This is a genomic window from Imperialibacter sp., from assembly GCF_040222815.1.
GTDB lineage: Bacteria > Bacteroidota > Bacteroidia > Cytophagales > Cyclobacteriaceae > Imperialibacter.
Genome location: NZ_JAVKCH010000022.1, coordinates 170,156 through 186,999, shown reverse-complemented (window position 1 = coordinate 186,999; position 16,844 = coordinate 170,156). Strand labels below are relative to the sequence as shown.

Genomic DNA, 16,844 nt, shown 5'->3' with positions numbered 1-16,844 from the left:
GATGTTTCTGTTTAGTAAAAGTCAATTGTTATCAATCAGCCCTTTGCATTACTATTCAACCCACAAATCGATCACGCAAAGGAGCAAAGCCCGCTAAGGTTCGATTTCATCTTCCGGCGGCTGACGGTTTCCTAGCACTGCCCCACGCTACTGTACCGACGCCTATCGCTCTCCTTTGCCCGCCGTAGCCTCAAGCGTTGGTGGGCCACTCTCCAACTTCTTACTGTTTACTCCACTACTCATACCTCAAGCTCTCCACCGGATTCAGCCTAACTGCCTTCAACACCTGAAACAGGATAGTTAAAAAGGTCAGCACCAGCAGGCTGGCTACCGGGATGGCAACAAACCACCAGCCGATCTCAATTCTGTAGGCATATCCCTCCAGCCAGTTGCTCACCAGCCACCAGCCCGCAGGTATGGCTACCAGGTTTCCCATAAGAACCAGCAATAGAAATTCCTTTGATACCAGTACCATGATGTCGCCGTACCTGGCGCCCAACACTTTCCTGATACCAATCTCTTTGGTCTTTTGGTAAAGCGTGTAGGAAGCCAGACCAAAAAGGCCCATACATCCAATGAAGATCGCAAAGGCAGAGAAAAGAGTAAACAGGGCTCCGAATTGCTGGTCGGCTTTATATTGTTGGTTGAACTGTTCGTCTAAAAAAGAATAGTCGAAGGTGCTCTCGGGAAATGCCTCTTTCCAGGACGATTCCAGGCTGGACAGCACTGGTGCCAGCGCAGTTGTTTTTTCTTCAGCGGTTCCCTTAAGGTTCAGCTTTACCAGGTAGTAGTTGCTCCAGTTGGAGAGGACATAGATCACCGGCTCAATGGAAGACTGCAAAGCCTGGTGATGGTAATCGTCGGTCACGCCAATAATCCTAAGGTCGGCACCGCCAAAAACCGGGCACGCCAGGTGCTGATACAGTGCCTCCTCTGGCGACTGATATCCCAACATTTCGGCTGCCCGTTTATTGATCACAATTTCTCCGGTAACCCAGGGCTGCTCGTGTCCCTGGAAGAACTCCCCTGCCATCAGGCTAATTGACAAAGCTTTCAGATAATCTTTGTCGCAAGCAATCAAACTGAACGACGCTCCCTCGCCTTCGGCCTCACCCTTTCTCCTCACCTTTGTTGATGTCCAGCCAATTTTATGTCCGGGCATGGTGCTGGCTGTTGTCATCGCCGCAAACTGCGGATTTCTCAGCAGCTCCGTTTTAAAATAGTTGACCTTCTTGTTGAACTCTACACTGCTCAAGGCAGAAGGAGGTGACTTTAACACCACCACATCGTTGATATTGATCCCCAAATCCTGGCTGCGCATATAGCTGATCTGCCTGTATACTGTGATAGTGCCCGCTATGAGCAAAGCGGATACAGCAAATTGAAAAATCACCAGCGACCTGCGCAGAAAAACACCTTTGCTATCGCTTTTAAACCTGCCGCCGAGCACTCTTGAAGGCCTGTAGCCTGACAATATAAAGGCAGGATAAAACCCGGCAAAAAATGAGGCGGTTAGCCAAAACAACACGACGCAGACCCAAAACAGCGGCTCCGCAATCAGGGTCGAGTGGATTTCTATGCCCGTCCAGTTGCCAATCCTCCCGAGCAGGCTTTGGGCCAGCGTGAGTGCCAGCACAACGCTGATAGCATTGACCAACATTGACTCAAAAAGGAATTGGCTGATTAGCTGCCTCTTTAATGAACCAAACACCTTTCTAATTCCTACTTCTCTTGCCCGCTCCACCGACTGCGCAGTGGCAAGGTTTACATAGTTGACCCAGGATATGATCAGCACCAGCGCACCAACTATACTTATAAACACCACATAGGTAAAGTTGCCAGTTTTGGCCGATTCGAATTCGAAAGAAGAGTGAAGATATACGTCAGCCATTGGCTGAAGCGAATACTCGTAATCGACGCCCTGATTCTTCTGGCTCTCCGGGCGGTGCTCCTGATAAATAGAGTTGTATGCACTTGTAACAAGGTCTAACGACTGCGGGCTGTTAAGTACCACATAGCTACCCAGGTAGCTATTCTCCCAGTCGTTGATCTTCACATTGATCTTGTCATAAAACGTCAGCGGGATAAGTACTTGTGGAGAGAGGTGGCTATTGAATGGTGGGTCTTTCATCACTCCTGACACCTGAAAGGTGTATTTTCCCCAATTGTTTCCCATTTCAACCTCTCTGCCCATAGGATCCTGAGCGCCAAAAAGCTTCTTTGCCACGCTCTCGGTCACTACCATATTTTCCGGTTTCGTAAGGGCAGAGCGTTTGTCGCCACTTACCAGCTCGAAGCTTAGCACCTCAAAAAAAGTAGAATCTACAATATAAAAGTTACCCTGAAATACCTGACGGGGAGTGGTTTCAGACTTGGTTGTTAACGAAACATTGGTATAATCAATCCGGTCAAACCTGACGTAAGTCTCAATCTCAGGCACCTGAGCTGCCACCGCCACCGAAAGCGGGGCCTGGCTGCCGGGATTCGCTGCCGACTCTTTTCCGGCCTGGGTCACAGTACTAACAACACGATATGTTCTGTCGAGCTTTTCATGAAAGCTGTCGTAGCTTGTTTCCTGCACCACATATTGCAGAATGACCAGTACCACAGTCAGGCTAACACCCATGCCAGCGATATTGATGAAAGCAAAGCCCTTTTTTCTTTTTAGATGCCTAAAGGCTAGAATGATGTAGTTGCGAAGCATATCAAATGATTTTATTGTTCTGGTCACTTTTTGGTACTACCTGTCCCATTCGTTTTCTACTCATACCTCAAATTTTCCGTCGGATTGCCTTTTGCGGCCTGAAGTGTTTTATAACCAACCGTAACAAAAGCAATCATCATTACGGCTATCAACGGCAACACATAAAACCACCAACCCAGCTCGATTCGATTGGCAAAACCCGACAACCACTCACTATTGAAATACCATACCGCCGGCAGAGCAAGTACACTGGCAATCAGCACCAGCTTCAGATACCCCTGAGAAAGAAGATAGAAAATGTTAGAAACAGAAGCGCCTATCACCTTGCGAATCGCTATTTCTTTACTCTTTAAAGTATTTTGATACGACACCAAACCGAACAACCCCAGGCACGCAACAAACAAAGCCAGAAAGGTAAATGTGGTAAAGACTGTCTCGAACCGTTCCTCCGCAGCATACTGTTTGTTAAAGGAATCCTCAAGAAAGAAGTATTCCATCGGATTGCCAGGAAATGAGGTTTCCCACGCTTCGGTCAGCTTTGGAAGCAATGTCTGCAAATTGTCGCCTTGTAGCCTCAGAGAAGCAAGACCTCTTGCCCATGGATAATTATACAGGGCAATATTCGGGTATTCGCTTTTCAGCGACTCATGTGAATAGTTTTTGAATACGCCTATAACCTTCATCCGATCCTCTCCGCTGCTGATAAAGGAGTTGACAGCCTCCTCTGGCGTAGTGAAACCCAGCGCCTTTGCCGACGCCTCGCTTAACAGCAATTCGGAATAGTCGGTGCCTTCAGCAGGCTTTTCGCTAAAATTGTTTCCGGCGAGGATTTCAATTTTGTAGGTCTCCACATAGGACTTGTCTGTCACAATCACGTGGTGCCTGGATCGCTGATCTTCTGGCGCTCCCTCTTTTCGCCATCCTCCCGACGTCCACTGATATCCTTCCCCGGGCACAGCCGAAGAGTTGGAATAGCTTACCACCTCGGGAATAGCAGCCATTTGAGTCCGGAATTTCTCAACGTTGTTTCTGAAATCACTCCCTCTCAGCAACGGGGCTTTTAGCACGAGCACATCACTAATATCAACTCCAAGCGGCTGATTGCGGAGGTACTGTAGTTGTAAAAAAACCACGAGAATAGAGGCCACTAGTCCGGCGGAAACCATAAACTGAAAAACGACCAGCCCCTTTTTTAGAAAATTGCCTTTTGCAGAATTGCCAAACTTGCCCTTGAGCACCACCACCGGCTGGTAGGAAGATAGCACCATAGCCGGATATATGCCCGACAGCAATGTGCCCACCACAAGCATCCCACCAACGAGTAGCCAGAATAATGGTACCGACCAAACGCTAAGCGACTCCGGAATTCCGGCCACCTCAGCCATGTAAGGCAGTGAAACCTGAAAAAGGGTGATTCCTATTACCAGCGCTATCAGGTTGACCAGAAAAGCCTCAAAGAGAAACTGGCGTACGAGCCAACCCCTGGAGGCTCCTGTCACCTTGCGAACACCCACTTCTTTGGCCCTCGATACTGCCCTGGCCGTGGAAAGATTAAGAAAGTTGATACAGGCGATCACAAAAATGAACAAGGCCAGCAAAGAAAGAAATCGCACCGTTTCCATACTTCCATTGGTTTCCAACTCAGCAAAGAGGTTTGACCTCAGGTGGATGTCCGCTAATGGTTGCAGGAACAATATTTCTTTTACATTTCTTTGCCTAAGCTCCTCCCCCTGGTGTTTTTCCACAAAACCAGGTAGCTGTGCACTTAAAGCCAGTGCATCGGCCGATTCCTTAAGCTCGACATAGGTATAAAAGTTGGTCCAGCCCCAGGGTGCATCTTTGTAAGTGGCAATGATGTTCGCCATCGGCATGAGAAAATCGAAATGAAAATGCGAGTTGTCCGGCATATCGTCTATCACCCCCGTCACAGTATAGCTTTGCCTGTTGCCAATTCTCAGCACTTTACCAATTGGGTTGTCGCCCTGTAAATATTTTTCAGCAATTGTTTTCGTAATCACCAGGGTGTTGGGGCCCTCCAGCTGATGATCGGGGTCACCAATAACGACCGGAAATGAGAAAACCTTCAGAAACGAAGGGTCAACAAAAGCTAAATGCTCCTCCCGAAAGGATATTTCCTGTCCGCCTCCCAGCGCTGCCTGCTCTGGTGCTGCAATATGGATGATGGAAGCGTCCCCATCTTCGTTGGTCTCTTCTATGCCCGGATCGACGATGGTGGTGTCACCTATGGCAAATTGGTACATGTAATCGCCAGGCAACAGCATCACTGTAGCCTGCCATTTGTTGTCTTTTTTCTTTAGCTGAACTCCTTCGCACCAGCCACAGAAGTTTCCGGTTACGGCAACCAATTGTATGGTGTCATTGGTCGGTAAACTAAATGTGTGCGCAATCTGCCTTTTTTCAAAATCAGTGAAGTAAGTAACGAGCGCAGAGCCATACTCCGGATGAATTCTGGCAAAGTTGGCAACGTCAGGAAAATCAGCCTTCAAAGCTGGCCCCATTTCCCGCCCTGAAACGACAGCCTTCTCAGATAATATGTCGCCATTGTAGGTCTCAGTCGTCACACGATATATCTGGTCTTTCCTTGCATGAAACTTGTCGTAGCTGGTTTCATGCCTCACATAATACAGAATAGCCAGCGTAGCGGCCATTCCAAGAGCGAGGCCAAGTATGTTGATGGCAGAAAAACCTTTGTTTTTCAGGAGGTTCCTCAGTGCGATGGTAAAGTAGTTCTTAAACATGCTTCAAAGTTTAAAGCGCCCGTGTTGCCCCTTTAGTTTCCAAACCGAATGCCACATTTCATTATTTGTTGATTATCAATTAATTACAACCTAATACATCTGTATTGAAGCCCACAATTGTTTCATTTTGGAACAATTTTTCGTTTCATTGTGGAACAGTTGATATATTTCTGCTTTAAACCTTCCAAGGGCTCTTGCTATGCTGAAGATCAGCCCTTGGAGGGTTATCTACAAACGAATTACTGGTAATGCCGAAGCTCAACGCCAATATACTCATCATTGAAGACGACGAGGACGTGCTCTACACCGCAAAGCTGGTGCTTAAGCAAAGATTCGGTGAAGTGCATACCGAGACCGACCCAAAACGACTGCCAAGGCTATTGGAGAAAACTGCCTTCGACGTGATTCTGCTCGATATGAACTTCTCCCATGGGCAAACAAGCGGGAACGAAGGACTCTTTTGGCTGAGAGAAATACTTAAGCTTGATCCGCAGGCGCACGTCATTATGAACACCGCCTACGGCGACATCCAGCTGGCGGTTGAAGCCATGAAAATTGGTGCCATCGATTTTCTGGTGAAGCCCTGGGAAAGGGAAAAGCTGATAGCTACCGTCGAAAACGTCTTTCAGCTTTCCCGCTCCAAAAAAGAGGTGCTTAAGTTAAAATCGAGGGAAAAGGTAATAACTGGTGACATTGACAAGGCGTTTCCCGACATGATCAGTCGTTCCGATGTGATGGCTCCTGTGTTTGAAGCGATAGAAAAAGTAGCAAAAACAGACGCCAACGTGCTCATTCTCGGCGAAAACGGAACAGGCAAAGAGTTGGTAGCGAGGGAGATCTACCGTCAGTCGCTCCGGGCAAAAGAGCCTTTCATTAAAGTAGACCTTGGTTCATTGGCAGAAAGCCTCTTTGAATCGGAGCTGTTTGGGCACAAAAAGGGTGCTTTTACTGATGCCAAAGAAGACAGGCAGGGGCGGCTGGAAATAGCGTCGGGAGGCACGCTGTTTTTAGATGAAATTGGCAACCTGACCACCACCCAGCAGTCCAAGCTACTCACGGTGCTTCAAGCCCGGCAGGTGACACCTATCGGCTCGAATCGTCCGGTCGATATTGACATCCGGCTGATTTCAGCCACCAATAGCCGAATAGATGAAATGATTGAAAGTGGTGATTTCCGACAAGATCTGTTGTATCGGATCAACACGGTAGAGATTACGCTGCCTCCTCTTCGGTCACGGATCGGCGACGTGGCATTACTGGCGGAGCATTATCTTAACTTGTACGCTGCCAAATACAACAAGCGACAGCTGTCACTGAACAAATCAGCGCTAAAAAAGCTAGACCAGTACCCCTGGCCTGGCAACATCCGTGAGCTGCAACATACGATGGAAAGAGCAGTGATCATGGCTGATACCACTGAGCTGACTGCCGATGATTTCCCGCTCGACAAAAAGCCTCAGCCCGCCATGATCAACGAAGTGCTTCAGAAAGATGAAATGGAAAAGCAGCTTATCCAAAAAGCCATCAAAAAATGGGAAGGTAACCTGACCAAAGCCGCTGACGAAATGGGCATGGGCCGCACCACGCTGTACCGCAAAATGAAGAAGTATGGTTTTTGACAGGTTTCGCTGGCAGGTCATCGTCCGTATTGCACTGATCCTGGTGCTGGGCTACGCAGGCATGTACATCATTATCAGCACCGATTTCTGGCTGGCTGGCTGCTGGCTGATGTTGTTTACTGCCATTGCCACGGTATCCTTGTTCCGCTATGTGGAAATCTACCGGAGGGAGCTCTACAATTTCCTTTCTGCTATCAAACAGGGAGATTTTACCAATTCTTTTTCCGGCCACACCGCCCGCTTCCGGGTCGACGACCTGAAGTTTGCCTATTCCGAAATCATCAGGGTCTTCCATCAGCTAAGCTCCGAGCGTGAGTCGCAATACCTGTTCCTTCAGACCATTGTGGAACATGTGAGGGTGGCCCTTGTTGTAGCCGACCCAAAAGGCGAAGTGCTGATCTACAATCGGTCGTTTACAGAGCTCACGGGCAAGAAGTTTATTAAAAACATGGGCTCTCTTCGCAATGTTGACGAAGCCTTTTATAACACCATCGACGCTTTGGAGCCGGGCCAGCGCATTCTCACCAAGCTGCTGCACAAGGAGCTTTACAACCTGTCCGTTCAGTGCTCATCGATTACCGTAAAGAACACTCAGTACCGGATCATTTCCTTTCAGGACATTAGAAACGAGCTGGAGGAAAGAGAACTAGACTCATGGCAGAAACTAATTAGGGTATTGACCCACGAAATCATGAATTCAGCGATTCCCATCTCCACGCTTACATCGGTTATCAGGGAAATGCTCGAAGACGAGGCAGGTCAGCCTCTGCCTCTTTCAGCGTTGGATGACGAATCGGCGAAAGATGTTGTGGACAGCCTCAAAACGATAGAAAACCGCAGTAAAGGCCTCGTCAGGTTTGTAGAGGCCTACCGCAGTTTGACAAATATTCAGCCTCCCAGGTTTGAAAAAATAAAAGTATCAACGCTGTTTGGCGAGGTTGAAAAACTCTTTTTGAAGGACTTTGATAAAAAGAAAATCAAGCTGGAGACAGAAACCTCCCCAGCCGGGCTGGAAATTACCATCGACAAAGACCTGTTTGAGCAGGTATTGATCAACCTCGTAAAAAACGCTGGTGAAGCAGTGGAAGCCACCGCTTCTCCCCTTATCAAAATGAGCGCAACGCAAGATAATGGAAATGTTATCATCTCAATCTCAGACAATGGGCATGGAATACCGTCTGATGTACTTGATAACATTTTCGTGCCTTTCTACACAACAAAAAAGCAGGGCTCAGGCATTGGCCTCAGCCTTAGTCGGCAGATAATCAGGCTGCACAAAGGGACGTTAACTGTGAATACTGAATTGGGGAAAGGGACTAGCTTTGTGGTGAGGGTATAGGCTTACTTGTAATGTCCCCTTAAAGAATAAATGTAAATGAGGTCATTCTCGATTGTATAAACAAGCCGGTGCTCCGCATTGATTCTTCTCGACCATTTTCCAGAAAGATTGTGCCTCAATGGTTCTGGCTTACCAATTCCTTGAAATGGATCAACCTGGATAGCTTTAACCAAAATAGTTATTCGCTGCTGGATTTTCTTGTTTCCAGATTTCTTCCAAAAAGCGAGATCAAGAATGGCCTCTGGAAGGTAAATTACTTCCATAAATCATCTGTGTCGATCTTGACACCCTTTCCTTCTTTCAAGTCATTGTCTCCTTTCATGATTTTGGAAACGAATTCAGGGTTAAACTGCCCAGCGTCCTTTTCTTCAAAGGAAATCTTCAAAGCCTTCATGAAAGCTTTTAAGGCAACTAATTTCTCCTTGTTATCTGGATATGCTATTACTTGACTCATGTTACAAAGATAAGAAATTCGGAAATCAATATTCCAAGCCGAATCATTCAAAGAAAGGAAGCTTGCTGCATACCCAGCCGTGGGGCCAGAAGTAACTATCGCTCCAGAACATTCCAGTGGACGGCGCTCATGTCGGCGGCAATCTGGTAACAGCTCCTGCCTGGCTTGCTCCCCTACTGTCATTAGAGGTTTTCTAAAGGTAAACGGTGCTAAGACTGACATCTAAGGAAGACCGACTAAAGAAAAGGAGATGACTAAATAGCCACCTACTTTTTTTATGACTTTGTGTCTTCAGGCAACAGTTTTCAGACAAAGGAAAAAGTTAGCCATGAGCGTGGCGGGCTAAAAGTTTTATTTAGTTTTGTCCCCCATTTTTAAACTTTCTTCACCCAATGAGCTCGCTCTTCCCAACCAGTTATTCTACCCTTTCGGCCTCTGCTTTGGAGCAATACATTGCAAAAGCTTATCACTGGTCGGTGGTGCGATGTGAGTTGCTGCTGAGAGGTGTAGGCGACACTTATCTGATTCAAGTCTCGAACCAAAAGTATATCCTAAGAATTTACCGTCACGATATCCGTTCTTATGAACATGTGGCTGCTGAAGTCGAATTGCTTTTGCAGTTAAAAGCTGCCGGAGTGCCTGTTTCAGTTCCGATAGCAGATACCGAAGGACGCCACATCCATACCTTTGAGGCTGCTGAGGGAAAGAAGTATGGTGTTTTGTTTTCCTACGCTGCCGGTCAATTTGTGTCGGTGTTGGATGACAACCAGCTCAAGACATTAGGCTTTGAAATGGCAAGGTTCCATGAGGTATCGACTGACCTGGTGCTTACCTACCCCCGCTGGACATTCGATATTGAAACGACATTGCAGCAACCCATAAAAGCCATCCAACCCTACCTTGGGGCCGAAAGCGAAGATTGCCGCTGGCTCGAACAGGCAGCAAATAAAGCGTCAACAGCAATCAAAAATGTAGACGACACCTCATTCTCCAAAGGCTACTGCCACTACGATTTCATGCCCAAGAACTTCCATATCGACGACAACGGACAGTTTACCTTTTTCGATTTCGACTTTATGGGCTATGGATGGCTGGTTAACGATATCATGACCTTCAAAATCAGCCTCGACCTGGATGTTCAATATGGCAAGTTAAAAAGAGAGGTAGCCGATAAGGCCTTTGCTACCTTCCTGAAAGCCTATCAGTCGCACAAAACCGTGAGCGACGCAGAGATTGGTATGATCCCTCCGCTTTCGTTAGGCTTCTGGCTTTTCTACCTTGGCTTTTACACCACCCATGACCAGTTCCTGCCCTTGCTGCAGCCACCTCATCTGGGCAAAAGAGTGCAGATGATGAGACAAATGATGCAGCCGTACGGCTACTAACCAGTTGCTATAGCGGCCATTTAATCTCTTTCCCTTCTTTCATCGAGCGGTAGATGGCCGTAAATATCTCCACCGTCTTCCTGCCTTCTTTGCCATCGACCATGGGTGGTCTGTCATTGATGATCGCATCCACGAAGTCCTGGTTCTGGGCCCGGATGAAGTATTCAATCGGATCCTCTCTGTGAAACAAGTCAACGTCTTCTTTTTCCCACTTCGCCACCAGGCCTTCTTCCCCCGGCACTGTCCACAGGTCTGTTTTCGGTGGTTCCTGAACTTTCGATATGCCTGCGATGAACATGGCCCCACCGTCTGTTTGCACACCTACTGAAGCACCATTGGAGCCATGAACATGCACTTTGCCATAGAGGCCTGGCTTTTGCGAATTGCTCAAAATGAGGTTAGCAATACCGCCTCCCTTGAACTTAATGATAGCCACCGCTGTGTCGTCCACTTCAATGTAAGGATGGTTGATATTGTTCCATACACCGTACAGCGATTCCATTTCTCCGCCCATATACCATTGCAGCAGGTCGATTTGGTGCGGGGCCTGGTTCACCAGCACACCACCACCCTCATGCTCCCAGCTGCCTCTCCAGGGGTCGCTTCTATAGTATTCTTCGCCACGCCAGCCCAGCAACTGAGCAATGCCAAGCGCAGGCGTGCCAATCTTCCCGGCGTCTATCGCTTTTCTTATCCTTTGTGAGGCTGGCAGGATACGCCGCTGGCTCACCATGCCCAGCTTTTTGCCATATTTCTTTGAGGCGGCAATCATGGCGTCGCAATCTTCCAGCGTAGAAGCCAGCGGTTTTTCTACCAGCACATGAGCACCCTCGCTCATGGCCGCTTCCACCGCCTCAAGGTGGTTAGGGTGAGGCGAACAAACGGTAACCATCTCCAGCTTTTCAGCCGCAACCATGTCGGCAATATCCTGATAGGATTTGGCTCCATACTTCCCGGCAAAAGCCTCGCCCCTTTCCTTGCTTCGGCTATGAATCGCCATAAGACTGGCATTTTTGATATTCATAATGCCATCAGCATGCATGCCTGCGGCTTTTCCACTTCCAACTACTCCTACTCTAATTTTCTCCATTTTTCTTAGGGCTTTAGCATCACTTTCATGAGGCCTTTTTCTTTATTGTATAATCGATCAAACCAGGTGGCGCCCTCGGACAGCGGCGCCTCTACCGACAAGATGCTGCTTACATCCAGGCGACCCGAAGCGATCAAATCCAGCACCGCCGGGTATTCACCATTAATAGCGCACGATCCCTGCACTCTTATTTCCCGGGTAACTACCGACTGCACAGGAAAATTGATGGTAGGCGTTACGTTGCCGATCAGTGTTACTTTGCCTCCTTTGCGAACAGCCGAGATGCAGGTATTCACACTGTCCTCCTCTCCTACCACCTCAAAAACTACATCTGCCCCACGTCCGTCGGTCAAGCCTTTCACTGTTTCCATCAACTTTGGATCATTCGGCAGAAAGGCGTGGTCGGCGCCAAGCTTCCTGGCCAGATCCAGCTTAATGTCGTCGATATCGACAGCAATCACCTTCCGGCAGCCTCTGATTTTCAGCAACTGAAGCACAAACGTGCCCACCATGCCTACTCCCACTACCACCACGATATCGGTCATGGAGGGTTGGGTAATTTCGATGCCATGAAGCGCTACCCCCGCCGGCTCCACAAAAGCAGCCTGCGTGTATGAAATGGTATCAGGAAGTTTATAAAGAATGTGCTCAGGCAAGACGACATATTCTGCAAAGGCACCATCTTTTCGGAAATCTGGTGTAGATACGCCCACCACCATTTTGTCATCACTGAGCTGGTAATGACCCCGTTGTGTAAACCAATCGTCTTTTTTAAAAATAGTCGAATCAAACGTAACCCTGTCGCCTGCCTTCCAGTCGGTAACATCGCTCCCCACCGCTGCTATTTCGCCCGCAGCCTCATGCCCCATAATAACGGGTGGAAGCCTTCTTCCGGAGCTGCCATCCATTCCATGCACATCGCTGCCACATATTCCCGCAGCTTTTACTCTCACCAGCACTTCGTTATCAGCGATCTTCGGGTCGGGTACTTCTTTATAAATAAATTGATTGTAAGCTTCCAGCACAAGGGCTTTCATTGTAAGGGGTGTTTAATGAGTTCATAAGTTAAGGCAATTACCCATCAAGAGGCAATCCGTGTGTCATATTTTGTCTGGTCGATAGCTCAAGTTTGCGCAATAGTTATATCTTTATTATTGCCAGCCAAAACAAGCCTGCTGATCAGGCTCTATTTAAATATCCCATACAGAGATTCGCTTTGCCAAATTCTCAAAAAAAGATTTAGATTTAAGGATTAGCTAAACATGACCCTATGAATAAGACTACTACTTACTTAAACTTACTATTTCTGTTTTTATTCGCTGCCTCCACGGCGATAGCTCAAACCAGCATTTCGGGCAAAATAACTGATGCCGCTAATGGCGACGGACTTGCCGGAGTCAACATCCTTGTGAAGGGCAAGGTGTTGGGTACGGTAACCGACATCAACGGTAACTTCAAACTCAGCGTCGGCGATGCCCCTCCTTTCACACTTCAAATATCCTATATAGGGTATACCACACAGGAGTTTGTGGTGAGCAATGCCGCCATGAGCAATATTGACATCAAAATGGAGGAGCAAACGATGCTTGGGCAAGAGGTGGTCATTTCAGCCTCCAGGGTAGAGGAAAGCATTTTGGAGTCTCCTGTGTCCATTGAGAAAATGGATATCCTGGCTGTGCAGTCCACTGCATCTGACAACTACTACAAGGGCATTGCAGCCCTGAAGGGCGTGGACGTTACCAGCAGTAGTATCAACTTCCAAATCATCAATACCAGAGGATTTGCCAACACAGGCAACACCCGGTTTGTGCAGCTTACAGACGGGATGGACACACAGGCTCCTGCCCTCAATTTTCCGATAGGGAACCTCAACGGCCCCTCAGAACTCGACGTAGAAAGTGTGGAGCTGATTCCGGGTGCCTCCTCTGCGCTATATGGCCCCAATGCTTTTAACGGCATTCTACTGGTCAACAGCAAGAGTCCTTTTGAGTACCAGGGATTGAGTGCCTTCTCAAAAGTGGGTGTCAACCACCTTGGTGGCGGGGAAAAATCAGGTCATGACGCCGCTCCCCTTTATGAAGGTGCTCTTCGTTACGCAAAGTCATTCAATAACAAGTTCGCATTCAAGGTAAACCTCGCCTACAGCAAGGCCGAGGACTGGCACGGCACCAGCGACGTTGACCGGGAAATAGCAAGAACACCTGAGGGATTCAGCTCCAACCCAGGGTCAGACAGGTTGCATTATATGGGCGATGAGGCTTCCATCAACCTCGCTATTTTCCCTCTCAGCGCCAACTGGAATGTACTGGCTAGAAATGCCGTATTTGAGCCTGGTGTTTCTGCCCAGACCTATGCAGCCGCTGGCGACCTTCCGAGCAACGTGGTTTCAGTCACCCCATACAAGGAGGTTGATCTCATCGATTACGGTGCTGAAAACAAGAAAGCAAGCGTGGGGCTTTTCTACCGTCCCAATGATAGAATGGAATTGAGTTACCTGTTCAATGGAGGCTGGGGAACGAGTATCTATACTGGTGCCCAAAGATATTCGCTAAACAACTTCGGCATTATGCAGCACCGCCTGCAGTTGAGAGGCGACAATTTCTATGTAAGAGCTTATACCACCAGGGAAAACTCAGGAGATTCATATATCACGGAGTTTTTGGCCAAAAGGGTCAACGACCTGGCTGCCGCAAGGGTCAACCCCAATTTTGATGTTTCAAGTGCTTTAGGCAATTACGGCATCGAATACCTCAGGTATCTGTACAATTCAGGATACGCTCCGGGCGACGTCAATGCGTTATCTGATGCTGAAAGAATTCAGGTACAGCAGGCTGGTCATGCTTACGCAAGGGGTGTTTTCAATGACCTGTTCGTACTTGACCCCAAGTCAAAGGAATTTCAGGACATAAAGAAAAGGGCTTTGGTCGGTGTGGTTCCAAAAGGGCCGGGATTCAACGACCGCACCAACCTGTATCATGCAGAAGCTCAGTACGACTTCAAAAACGAGATCGATTTCATGGAACTACAGGTCGGTGCCAGCTACAGGTTGTATGAGCTCAATTCTGGCGGAACCATTTTTGATGATGCAGATGCGCCTATTACCATTGCAGAGCAGGGCATTTACACGCAGTTTGGCAAGTGGATAGGTGAACGCAAAGTGAAACTATCAGGCTCTGTTCGCTACGACAAAAACCAGAACTTTAAAGGGCGGGTTAACCCAAGGCTTTCTGCGGTTTGGAAAGTAAAAGAGAATCATAATCTGAGAGCTTCCTTCCAGACTGGGTTTAGAATTCCTACAACCCAGGGGCAGCATATCGACCTTAGCATCATTAGTGCCAGGTTATTGGGAGGACTTCCACAGTACGCCGAGAAGTACAATCTTACCGAACTGTCAAGTACTGGTGTTCCACTGGGTTATGAAGGCTTTTCTGTTCAAAACTACGGGACAGCGGTATTCAATCAGGGGGCGACTTCAGCAGCGATCTTCAACCCTGCCAACATTGCCCTGTTAACGCCGGTAACAACATTCAACCCTGTAAAGCCAGAGCAGGTAAAGTCGTTTGAGATTGGCTACAAAACCCTGATTCAGAATAAGCTGATGATTGATGCGGGCTTCTACTACAATATTTACGATGATTTTATTTCTCAAATACGAGTAAGAAAGGCCACGGCATTTACTGAGGCAACAGCACCTAGTCCAGACCTTGTGGGCACACCCAATTATGCTACAATTCTAAACGGGACTGACCTGAACACTTTCCAGATTTATACCAATATTGATCAAACCGTAACGTCCCAGGGCACTGCTATTGGGCTTACTTACAATCTGAGCCGTGGATACACCATTTCGGCCAATCATAGCTGGAATGTACTGAACGACGTGCCGGAAAATTTTCTGGCGGAGTACAACACGCCAGAGCACAAAGTGAACGTGTCGTTTGCCAACCGCAAGCTTACTGACGTAATTGGCTTCAACGTGGCCATGAGATGGCAAACTGAGTTCGAATGGCAGTCCTCTTTCGTAGCGCCAGCGTTTGGAATGGTGCCTGCTTACACAACAGTAGATGCCCAAATGAGCTTTAAATTGCCCAATATCAAATCAATGCTTAAGGTGGGCGGTTCCAACATTCTCAACACCTACTATATCCAGAGCTTAGGCGGCCCCAATATTGGCGCCATCTACTATGTATCGCTCACTTTTGATGAACTAATGAATTAACGTAACAACAATTTGCCCATGAAGGCTGTCTTTAATTTGACAGCCTTTTTTATTTAAGCCCACGACTATGAAAAAGAATTACCTACTCAGTTTCCTGTTTATTCTGTTGCTCGGCATCACCTCTTGCCAAAAAGACGACGACGGAGGGCCATCGGTAAAGTATACCAATCTAAAGGAGGCAACCCCCTTCTTAAGCAGATCCGCTGGAGAGTTGAAGACTTTTGTTGCCGCCGCTGGTATTGACATCCCAACTGACCGGTTTATTTACAGTGTAGACATCTACAAGATCACATACGAAACAACTTATAAGGGGCAAACGATTACCGCTTCAGGAGTGGTCATTTTGCCTGACACCGAGGAGCAAGTTAGTATGATAAGCTTTCAGCATGGCACCATAGCCTCCAATGCCGAAGCCCCTTCTTCTTCATCTCTTCAAAGCACCTCTCTCATTCTTTACGCCGCCATGGCGAGTCCAGGATTCATTACGGTCGTTCCTGATTTCATTGGCTTCGGAGCATCGAAGGAGGTTCTACACCCATATTATGTAAAAGAAACAACGGCAACGGCGGTTGTAGATGCGCTGAAAGCGGCTCACCAGCTGGCACAACAGGAAGGTATTAAGTTCGACACCCAACTTTTTCTTGCAGGTTACTCTCAGGGAGGATATGCAACTATGGCAGCGCAACAGTCCATTGAAAATAATCCCCTCGACGGATTCGATCTACTGGCATCGTTCCCTTCGTCGGGTGGCTACGACGTCAAAGGCATGCAGGAATATTTCTTCGGTCTTGAAACCTACGACAACCCGTTTTTCCTGGCTTATGTGGCGCTGGCTTACCAAACCTACTACGACTGGACAGAACCTTTGTCCAACTTCTTCAACGAGCCTTATGCTGCCAAAATTCCGGCGGTATTCGATGGAAGCAAAAGCGGCGGACAAATCAACGAAGAATTAAGCTATACTATTTCTGAATTGGTACAGCCTGATTTACTTGAAAACATTGATACCAACCCAGATTACCAATACCTGGTGGATGGCTTTAACGACAATGGTCTCACCGACTGGATACCAACTGTTAAAACTTACATGTTTCACGGCACAGCTGATGTAACCGTACCTTATCAAAACTCCGTGGATAGCTATAATAAGCTGATAGAAAATGGAACGCCAACGTCTGTACTCACTCTGACTCCATTAGAAGGATTTACCCATTACACAGGCGTGGTTCCTTATGTAGAAGCTTTTGTCCCCTTGTTACTGGAATATCAATAAGA

Annotated in this window: 11 protein-coding genes; 5 read left to right on the top strand and 6 right to left on the bottom strand. The window is 47.7% G+C overall.

The features are described 5' to 3' along the window. Positions 1–235 precede the first annotated feature (235 nt). On the bottom strand, positions 236–2,704 hold the full coding sequence (locus RIF36_RS10620; RefSeq protein WP_350128801.1) for an ABC transporter permease: 2,469 nt from the start codon (positions 2,702–2,704) through the stop codon (positions 236–238). Positions 2,705–2,760: 56 nt separating this feature from the next. Beyond that, positions 2,761–5,463 carry an ABC transporter permease gene (locus tag RIF36_RS10615; RefSeq protein ID WP_350128804.1) on the bottom strand — a complete coding sequence of 901 codons (2,703 nt, stop codon included), beginning with the start codon at positions 5,461–5,463 and terminating at the stop codon, positions 2,761–2,763. Between the two features lie 248 nt (positions 5,464–5,711). Between RIF36_RS10615 and RIF36_RS10610 the strand changes: the two genes are divergently transcribed. Both RIF36_RS10610 and RIF36_RS10605 read left to right on the top strand, forming a co-directional pair. Next, entirely contained in the window at positions 5,712–7,082 is a 1,371-nt protein-coding gene (locus RIF36_RS10610; protein ID WP_350128807.1) for a sigma-54-dependent transcriptional regulator, read from the top strand. Next, positions 7,072–8,421: a sensor histidine kinase gene (locus tag RIF36_RS10605; protein ID WP_350128810.1), complete on the top strand. Its 1,350-nt coding sequence runs from the start codon at positions 7,072–7,074 to the stop codon at positions 8,419–8,421. The genes RIF36_RS10610 and RIF36_RS10605 overlap by 11 nt, the downstream gene beginning before the upstream one ends. Positions 8,422–8,423: 2 nt before the next feature. Here RIF36_RS10605 and RIF36_RS10600 read toward each other — a convergent pair whose 3' ends face one another. After that, positions 8,424–8,684, bottom strand: a complete 261-nt coding sequence (locus RIF36_RS10600; RefSeq protein ID WP_350075259.1) for a Txe/YoeB family addiction module toxin — start codon at positions 8,682–8,684, stop codon at positions 8,424–8,426. Further along, a complete protein-coding gene (locus tag RIF36_RS10595) occupies positions 8,675–9,058 on the bottom strand; it encodes a DUF2683 family protein (protein ID WP_350128813.1) in 384 nt (127 codons plus the stop codon). The genes RIF36_RS10600 and RIF36_RS10595 overlap by 10 nt, the downstream gene beginning before the upstream one ends. A gap of 209 nt (positions 9,059–9,267) precedes the next feature. On the opposite strand from RIF36_RS10595, the gene RIF36_RS10590 reads away from it, so the two are divergent. Then, positions 9,268–10,260 (top strand): phosphotransferase enzyme family protein, encoded by a 993-nt coding sequence (locus tag RIF36_RS10590; protein ID WP_350128816.1) that lies wholly within the window; start codon positions 9,268–9,270, stop codon positions 10,258–10,260. A gap of 7 nt (positions 10,261–10,267) precedes the next feature. On the opposite strand, the gene RIF36_RS10585 is transcribed toward RIF36_RS10590, so the two are convergent. Together RIF36_RS10585 and RIF36_RS10580 are read right to left on the bottom strand one after the other, a co-directional pair. Further along, a complete protein-coding gene (locus RIF36_RS10585; RefSeq protein ID WP_350128819.1) occupies positions 10,268–11,350 on the bottom strand; it encodes a Gfo/Idh/MocA family protein in 1,083 nt (360 codons plus the stop codon). Between the two features lie 5 nt (positions 11,351–11,355). Then, on the bottom strand, positions 11,356–12,387 hold the full coding sequence (locus RIF36_RS10580) for a galactitol-1-phosphate 5-dehydrogenase (protein WP_350128822.1): 1,032 nt from the start codon (positions 12,385–12,387) through the stop codon (positions 11,356–11,358). Between the two features lie 233 nt (positions 12,388–12,620). Between RIF36_RS10580 and RIF36_RS10575 the strand changes: the two genes are divergently transcribed. After that, positions 12,621–15,569: a TonB-dependent receptor domain-containing protein gene (locus tag RIF36_RS10575; protein WP_350128825.1), complete on the top strand. Its 2,949-nt coding sequence runs from the start codon at positions 12,621–12,623 to the stop codon at positions 15,567–15,569. A 67-nt stretch (positions 15,570–15,636) separates the two neighbouring features. Beyond that, a complete protein-coding gene (locus RIF36_RS10570; protein WP_350128828.1) occupies positions 15,637–16,842 on the top strand; it encodes an alpha/beta hydrolase family protein in 1,206 nt (401 codons plus the stop codon). Positions 16,843–16,844 lie beyond the last annotated feature (2 nt).